Annotated in this window: 7 protein-coding genes and 3 tRNA genes; 1 reads left to right on the top strand and 9 read right to left on the bottom strand. The window is 72.7% G+C overall.

Annotated elements, in window-relative coordinates:
- Positions 1 to 71: 71 nt before the first annotated feature.
- From ACFV4G_RS34595 to ACFV4G_RS34555, 9 genes are all read right to left on the bottom strand, one after another.
- A tRNA-Ala gene (locus ACFV4G_RS34595) sits at positions 72 to 144 on the bottom strand.
- A 316-nt stretch (positions 145 to 460) separates the two neighbouring features.
- Positions 461 to 533, bottom strand: a tRNA-Ala gene (locus ACFV4G_RS34590).
- 43 nt (positions 534 to 576) lie between these two features.
- Positions 577 to 649: transfer RNA gene (locus ACFV4G_RS34585), tRNA-Ala, on the bottom strand.
- Between the two features lie 179 nt (positions 650 to 828).
- Positions 829 to 1476 carry a histidine phosphatase family protein gene (locus tag ACFV4G_RS34580; RefSeq protein WP_380446156.1) on the bottom strand — a complete coding sequence of 216 codons (648 nt, stop codon included), beginning with the start codon at positions 1474 to 1476 and terminating at the stop codon, positions 829 to 831.
- Positions 1473 to 1931, bottom strand: a complete 459-nt coding sequence (gene rsfS, locus ACFV4G_RS34575; protein ID WP_380446143.1) for a ribosome silencing factor — start codon at positions 1929 to 1931, stop codon at positions 1473 to 1475. The genes ACFV4G_RS34580 and rsfS overlap by 4 nt, the downstream gene beginning before the upstream one ends.
- 160 nt (positions 1932 to 2091) lie before the next feature.
- Positions 2092 to 3930, bottom strand: coding sequence for a LytR C-terminal domain-containing protein (locus ACFV4G_RS34570; RefSeq protein ID WP_380446142.1), 1839 nt, complete (start codon positions 3928 to 3930; stop codon positions 2092 to 2094).
- 14 nt (positions 3931 to 3944) lie between these two features.
- The gene (gene nadD / locus ACFV4G_RS34565) at positions 3945 to 4577 is read right to left on the bottom strand and encodes a nicotinate-nucleotide adenylyltransferase (protein ID WP_359973501.1); all 633 of its coding nucleotides are present in this window, start codon (positions 4575 to 4577) and stop codon (positions 3945 to 3947) included.
- A gap of 136 nt (positions 4578 to 4713) precedes the next feature.
- Positions 4714 to 4869 carry a hypothetical protein gene (locus ACFV4G_RS34560; protein ID WP_380446141.1) on the bottom strand — a complete coding sequence of 52 codons (156 nt, stop codon included), beginning with the start codon at positions 4867 to 4869 and terminating at the stop codon, positions 4714 to 4716.
- Between the two features lie 175 nt (positions 4870 to 5044).
- On the bottom strand, positions 5045 to 5191 hold the full coding sequence (locus tag ACFV4G_RS34555; protein ID WP_380446140.1) for a hypothetical protein: 147 nt from the start codon (positions 5189 to 5191) through the stop codon (positions 5045 to 5047).
- 249 nt (positions 5192 to 5440) lie between these two features.
- Here ACFV4G_RS34555 and ACFV4G_RS34550 point away from each other — a divergent pair, with 249 nt between their 5' ends.
- Positions 5441 to 6502 carry a M48 family metallopeptidase gene (locus tag ACFV4G_RS34550; protein WP_380446139.1) on the top strand — a complete coding sequence of 354 codons (1062 nt, stop codon included), beginning with the start codon at positions 5441 to 5443 and terminating at the stop codon, positions 6500 to 6502.
- Positions 6503 to 6620: the final 118 nt, after the last annotated feature.

The raw sequence follows: 6620 nt of genomic DNA, 5'->3' as shown, positions 1-6620 counted from the left end.
CGGGCGGGGGGGGGGGGCCCCCCCCGGCCGGGGGGCCGCTCCCCTTTGCGGCACGCGCCCCTCAACTTCTGTGGAGCTATGGGGAATTGAACCCCAGACCTCTTGCATGCCATGCAAGCGCTCTACCAACTGAGCTATAGCCCCTTGACCTGCGATGTCACCGGGGTTTCCGTCCGGTTTCCCTCGGCGACATCGACTACTTTACACGGTCACGGGGGTGCTCCCCTAATCCGTTTCCGCGGCCGCCCCCGAGCGGGCCGGATGACGGCACGTCCGCAACACGCGGGGCCGGCAACGACGACCACAGCGACCCCGGAAGCACAACCCCGGGAAACGCAAGAGGCCGCCCCCCGGGGGGGGGGGGGGGCGCGGGGGGGGGGGTGGGGGTTGGGTGTGTTACCCCCCCCCCCGCCAACCCCACCCGCCCCCCCCCGGGGGGGGGGCCGCCTCTCGGCGACTGTGGAGCTATGGGGAATTGAACCCCAGACCTCTTGCATGCCATGCAAGCGCTCTACCAACTGAGCTATAGCCCCGCGACACGTGCGGCACCGGCCAGGCCGGACCACTGGTGCGGAGTGGAGCTATGGGGAATTGAACCCCAGACCTCTTGCATGCCATGCAAGCGCTCTACCAACTGAGCTATAGCCCCGCACTCACCGGATCTCCCGCTTCCCTTCCGGGCCGCGTTCCTTCCCTGCGAACGAGGAAGACTCTAGCTGGTCAGGCCCGGAACTGCGAAATCCGCCCCTGCGAGCCACCTGCGGGCAACCTACGAGTCCCTCCCGGGCCCCGCGCTCCCGCTCCCGCTCCGCACCCCGCCGCCGACACTCAGGTGTCGTCGCCGATGACCGGCTGCGGGAGCGTGCCCGCGTTGTGCTCCAGCAGGCGCCAGCCGCGCGCCCCCCGGCCCAGCACCGACCAGCAGCAGTTGGACAGCCCACCGAAGCACTCCCAGAGCGCCGGCTCCAGGCCGAGCAGGCGCCCGAGCATGGTGCGGATCGTCCCGCCGTGGCTGACCACGACCAGCGTGCCGCTCTCCGGCAGCTTGTCGACCGCCTCCAGCACCACGGGCACCGAGCGGTCCGCGACCTCGCTGGACAGCTCGCCGCCGCCGCGGCGCACCGGCTCGCCGGCCGCCCAGGCCGCGTACTCCTCGGGGTAGCGGGCCCGGATCTCGGCGTTGGTCAGCCCTTGCCAGGAGCCCGCGTACGTCTCCCGCAGGCCCTCGTGGTGCTGCACGTCGAGCCCGGTGATCCTGGCGAGCTCGTCGGCGGTGCGCCTGGCCCGCTTGAGGTCGGAGGAGATCAGCAGGTCGGGGCGGAGCCCCGAGAGCAGCCGGGCGGCGCGCTGCGCCTGCAGCACGCCGTGGCCGGTCAGCTCGATGTCGGTCGTGCCCTGGAACCGCGATTCGAGGTTCCAGGAGGTCTGACCGTGGCGCCAGAAGACGATGCGCGGGCCCCGCGCGGCCGGGCTCAGAACTGCTCCTCGGGCTTGCCGAAGTCGTCGGCCGGGGCGACGGCGTTGCCGGCCTCGTCGGTGTGGGCGTCCGGGCGGTTGCGCGAGGCGATGGCGTCCTCGGGCAGCGGCAGCTCGGGGCAGTCCTTCCAGAGCCGGTCCAGCGAGTAGAAGGAGCGCTCCTCGGAGTGCTGGACGTGCACGACGATGTCCAGGTAGTCGAGCAGGATCCAGCGGCCGTCGCGCTCGCCCTCGCGGCGCACCGGCTTGATGTCCAGCTGCTCGCGCAGCTGGTCCTCGATCTCCTCGGCGATGGAGCGGACCTGGCGGTCGTTGTTCGCGGACGCGATCAGGAAGGCGTCGGTGATCGACAGCACCTCGCTGACGTCGAAGGCGATGATGTTGTGCGCCAGCTTGTCGGCCGCCGCCTGGGCGGCGACGGTGATGAGCTGCTGGCTGTGGTCGGTGACGGTCACGGTGTACTTCCGGGTCGGCGGCGTGGGGCTGCCCCGACGCACCGCCGGGACCGCATTCCAGGATCTCACGCCGCCCGGGCCGCCCCGGAACCGCTTTTTTCCGGTACGCGTGGGGGCCGGGGTCGCCCGGCCCCCACGCGCACCGCCGGCCGCCGGCCGGCTACTGGTTCTTCGGCGGCTGGTAGTCCTTGCCGAGGACGACGACCAGGTCCGCGTTCTGGGCGTCACCGACCTTCTTCACCGCCGTGTCCGGCAGCCCGAGGCTGGTCGCCAGGGACTTCGCGGCGGCCTGCCGGGCGTCGTCGGTGTAGCGGATCTCACTGGTCGCCTGCGGCGCGCCCTTGGCGCCGCCGGGGATGAAAGTCAGGCCCGCGTTCACGATCTGGACCTGTGCGGAGGCGGCGGCCTGGTCGTTTCCGGAGGCGTCCTGGACCGACACGCGCGCCGGGGCGTCGCCCGCGACGGCCGACTTCACGGTGCCGCCGAGCACGTCCTTGACCTGCTTGCCGGCGGTGGCCTCGTCCAGCGAGCCGTCCGGCTTGACGGTCAGCGCCGTGGTGCCGAAGTGGCCGTCCTTGGCCTGCTGGGCGAGCTGGGCGAGCACCCCGGCGAGGGCGTCCTCGGGCAGCGACGGGTCGAGCACCGCGTTCATCCGGTGCACGTCGTCCTTGGCCTCGTTGAAGTCGGTGGGCATGGTGCGCACGACGGCGTCCATGACCTGGCCGAACCGGGCGAGCTGGGCGTCGCGGTTCTCCCCCGCCGCCTGCAGGGTCGCGTAGGCGACCGCGGCCTTGCCGTTGAGCAGGGTGTTCTTGCCGGCCGCACTGAGCAGGGCGCCGTCCGGCTTGCCGCCGTCGTGGGTCTCGGCGTTGGTGTCCACCCGGACGCCGCCGAGCTGGTTGACCAGCAGTTCCAGGTAGGGGGTGTCCAGCCGCCAGGTGCCGGCCACGGGGGCGCCGAGCACGGCGGACAGGCCGTCGCGGGTGGCGGCGGCGCCCATCGAGGGGTCCAGTGCCTGGCTGACCGGGGCGACGGCCGGGTCGCCCGGGCCGGGCAGTCGCAGGGTGTCGGGGAGCAGCAGCACGGTGCCCTTGCCCCCGGCGGCGTCGTTGACGAGCAGCGCGCTGGAGACCTTGCCCTGCAGGTCGCGCAGGTGCACGACGTTGACCTGGCGCTTGCCGGCCGCCTTGGCCGCGGTCTGCTTGCTGTCGCCGGTGAAGAACAGGTAGCCGCCGACGCCGCCCGCGGCCAGCGCGACGGCGACACCGAGGCCGATCAGCCGGTTGCGCAGCCGCCGGCGGCGCTCGGCGCGCACCTCGCTGCGGGACTCGGCGAACTTCAGCCAGTCGATGACGTCCTCGGTCTCCTCCGCCTCCTCGTCGACGAAGGTGAACTCACCGGTGGTGTAGGAGTCCTTGGGCTCCTTGGCGCCCTTGGGCGTGCGGCTTCCGCCGACCATCTCGGACGGCTGCGCGGGCTTGGCCGGCGCCGTCCCGGCGGGCCTGGGCGTGCGCGGGCGCGGCGGCACGGGCGCGGCGGCCGGCGCCGGGGCGACGGGCTCGGGTGCGGCGGGGGCCGTGTGGGCCACCTGCACCGCGTCCCCGGCCTGCGGCTCGGCCACCGGGTACGCCTGCTGCTGGTAGCCGTCGTAGGCGTACGGCTGCGGCTCCTGGTAGCCGTAGCCGCCCTGCTGGTACGCCTGCACGGGCTGCCCGTACTGGTCGTACTGCTGCACCGGCTGCTGCCCGTAGGACTCGTACGGCTCGTACTGCTGCGGGGCCTGCCCCTGCTGCTGGTAGGCCTGGTACGGCTGCTGCTGGTACTGCTCCTGGTAGCCGCCGTACGGGTCCTGGCCGTACCCGGGCGCCGCCGGCACGGGCTGCCCGTACTGGTCGTACTGCTGCACCGGCTGCTGCCCGTACGGCTGGTACTGCGGGTACTGCCCGGTCGACCAGTCCTCCGGGCGCTGCCCCGCGTCGCCGCCGCTGCGATCAGTCACGCATACGCTCCTGGTCAGGTCCCGTGCGGCGCGTACAGCGCCCGCTTGTCGATGTAGCGGACCACGCCGTCCGGCACGAGGTACCAGACCGGCTCGCCCTTGGCGACCCGGTTGCGGCAGTCCGTGGAGGAGATGGCCAGCGCGGGGACCTCCACCAGGGAGACCCCGCCCACCGGGAGTCCGGCGTCGGACAGAGTGTGCCCCGGCCGGGTGCACCCGATGAAGTGGGCGAGCGAGAAGAGTTCGTCGGAGTCGCGCCAGGACAGGATCTGGGCGAGCGCGTCGGCGCCGGTGATGAAGAAGAGGTCGGCGTCGGGGTGCAGCGCGTGCAGGTCGCGCAGGGTGTCGACGGTGTACGTCGGGCCCTCGCGGTCGATGTCGATCCGGCTGACCGAGAACTGCGGGTTCTCGGCGGTGGCGATGACCGTCATCAGGTAGCGGTCCTCGGCCGGGGTGACGTGGCGGTCGCTCTTCTGCCACGGCTGCCCGGTCGGCACGAAGATCACCTCGTCCAGGTGGAACGCGCTCGCCACCTCGCTGGCGGCGACCAGGTGGCCGTGGTGGATCGGGTCGAAGGTGCCGCCCATCACGCCGAGGCGCTTCTTCACCGGTTCCGGTCCGCCGGGAATCCCGGCCTGCTCTCCCATGGCGAGACACCTTACGCGACGCCCGTTGCGGTGCGGGAACACCCGTGTGGGAGCAGGCCGCACGTGCGGCCCGGACATGCGTGAGGGAGCGGCCGGCGGGTGTGCCGGACGCTCCCCGAGCGACCCCTGGCCCGGCTCAGCGGTCCCGGTTGAAGCGGGTGGTCACGTAGAGCAGGAGCAGCAGGACGAACAGTGCGGCGCCACCCGAGAGGTACGGGTTGAGGCTGTCGTGGTTGCCCCCCTCGCCGTCGGCGAGCAGGTTCAGGACGGGCAGTGCGGCGGCGGTGTTCATGGTCTGCTGGACCTTCTCGGCTCGGAGGACGGACCTGGGGGTGCTGGCGGGCCGGTGAGGGCCCACCCGTCATCGTACGGGGGGTGCCGGGGCAACCGCTCGGCGGCCCACCGCCGCTGACCGGGCGTGAGCGAACGGTGCCACCGCGCGGGACGCGTCCGCCCCGGGACGCGTCCTAGTTGCCGCGGAAGGCGCGGGCCATGATCCAGACCAGCAGGCCGACCCCGACGAACGACGCGATGATGATGATCCGCAGGAACAGGCCCGGGCCGGGCTCGTCCGAGATCGGTGCGGCCAGGCTGACAAGGGCGTCGGTGGACATCTGCGGTGCTCCTCGGACTGCTCGGTTACCGCGGCCGGGTCCGGTCTCGGTTCTCCAGGGCCCTCAGGGTAAACCGGCCTCACACCGGGGCCCGCCACCGGCCCCTCCGGCGCGGCCGGACCCCACCGCGGGCTCGCGGCGGGGACGAGTACGCAACCGCGGACGTTGCACAAGCAGTCGTTGCAGGCGAAGACCAGCGGGGGCCGGCCACCGGCCGGGGCCGCCGTCGACCAGGAGGGTGCTCAGACCATGACCGACACGACCGCGAAGACCCCGAGCCGGCGCCGCCAGCGCTTCCCCGACATCTCCACCCGGGCCTGGGAGCACCCGGCCGACCGTTCCGCCCTGGTCGCGCTGCGCCGGCTGACCGGCTTCGACGACGTCCTCAAGAAGCTCGCCGGCCTGGTGTCGGAGCGGGCGATCCGGCTGATGTTCCTGGCCACCGCCGTGAAGACCTCCGAGCGGCAGTTCCCCGAGCTGCACGACATGGTGCGCGACGCCGCCTACGTGCTCGACCTGGAGAAGGTCCCCGACCTCTACGTCACCCAGGACCCGACGGTCAACGCCTTCACCATCGGCATCGACACCCCGATCATCGTGATCACCAGCGGGCTCGTCGAGCTGCTGGACGAGGAGGAGCTGCGCTCGGTCATCGGCCACGAGGTCGGCCACGCGATGTCCGGCCACGCCGTCTACCGGACGATGCTGCTGATCCTCACCAACATCGCCACCCGGATCGCCTGGGTGCCGCTCGGCAACCTGGCGATCATGGCGATCGTCACCGCGCTCAAGGAGTGGTTCCGCAAGGCCGAGCTGTCCAGCGACCGGGCCGGCCTGCTGGCCGGGCAGGACCTCCAGGCCTCCATGCGGGCCCTGATGAAGCTGGCCGGCGGGCACAACCTGGCCGAGATGAACGTGGACGCCTTCCTGGAGCAGGCCGAGGAGTACGAGAAGGCCGGCGACCTGCGCGACGGCGTGCTCAAGCTGCTCCAGGTGCTGCCGCAGAGCCACCCGTTCGCCGTGGTCCGGGTCGCCGCGCTGAAGAAGTGGGCCGAGGGCGACGAGTACCGCTCGATCCTGGCCGGCGCCTACCCGCGCCGCACCGACGACCCGGACACCTCGGTCACCGAGCAGTGGAAGGCCGCCGCCGACCACTACACGACCTCCGTCAAGGAGAGCAAGGACCCGCTGATGGGCCTGATCCGGGACGTCGCCGGCGGCGCCGCGACCGTGGGCGGCAAGATCCGCGACACCTTCACGGGCGCCGGCGCGCGCACCGGGTCCGCGCCCAAGGACGGCGAGGAGTCGTAACCGCGACCGCCGCCGCCCGCCGGGGGGGGCCCCCCCCCCGGGGCAGGCGCCGGGGGGGGGGACACCGCCCCCCCGCCCCCCCGGCCAGGCGGGCGGACCCCCCCCCCCCCGCCACCGC

It is taken from the genome of Kitasatospora sp. NPDC059747 (assembly GCF_042732955.1).
Lineage (GTDB): Bacteria > Actinomycetota > Actinomycetes > Streptomycetales > Streptomycetaceae > Kitasatospora.
The sequence above is the reverse complement of the archived record's forward strand: the minus strand, read 5'-3'. Positions and strand labels throughout refer to the sequence as shown.

What these genes read in the sequence shown, in the direction of transcription:
- nadD (WP_359973501.1), bottom strand. Translation starts at nt 4,577, where the DNA reads ATGGGAGAGCAGGCCGGGATTCCCGGCGGACCGGAACCGGTGAAGAAG.
- ACFV4G_RS34560 (WP_380446141.1), bottom strand. Translation starts at nt 4,869, where the DNA reads ATGAACACCGCCGCCGCACTGCCCGTCCTGAACCTGCTCGCCGACGGC.
- ACFV4G_RS34555 (WP_380446140.1), bottom strand. Translation starts at nt 5,191, where the DNA reads ATGTCCACCGACGCCCTTGTCAGCCTGGCCGCACCGATCTCGGACGAG.
- ACFV4G_RS34550 (WP_380446139.1), top strand. Translation starts at nt 5,441, where the DNA reads ATGACCGACACGACCGCGAAGACCCCGAGCCGGCGCCGCCAGCGCTTC.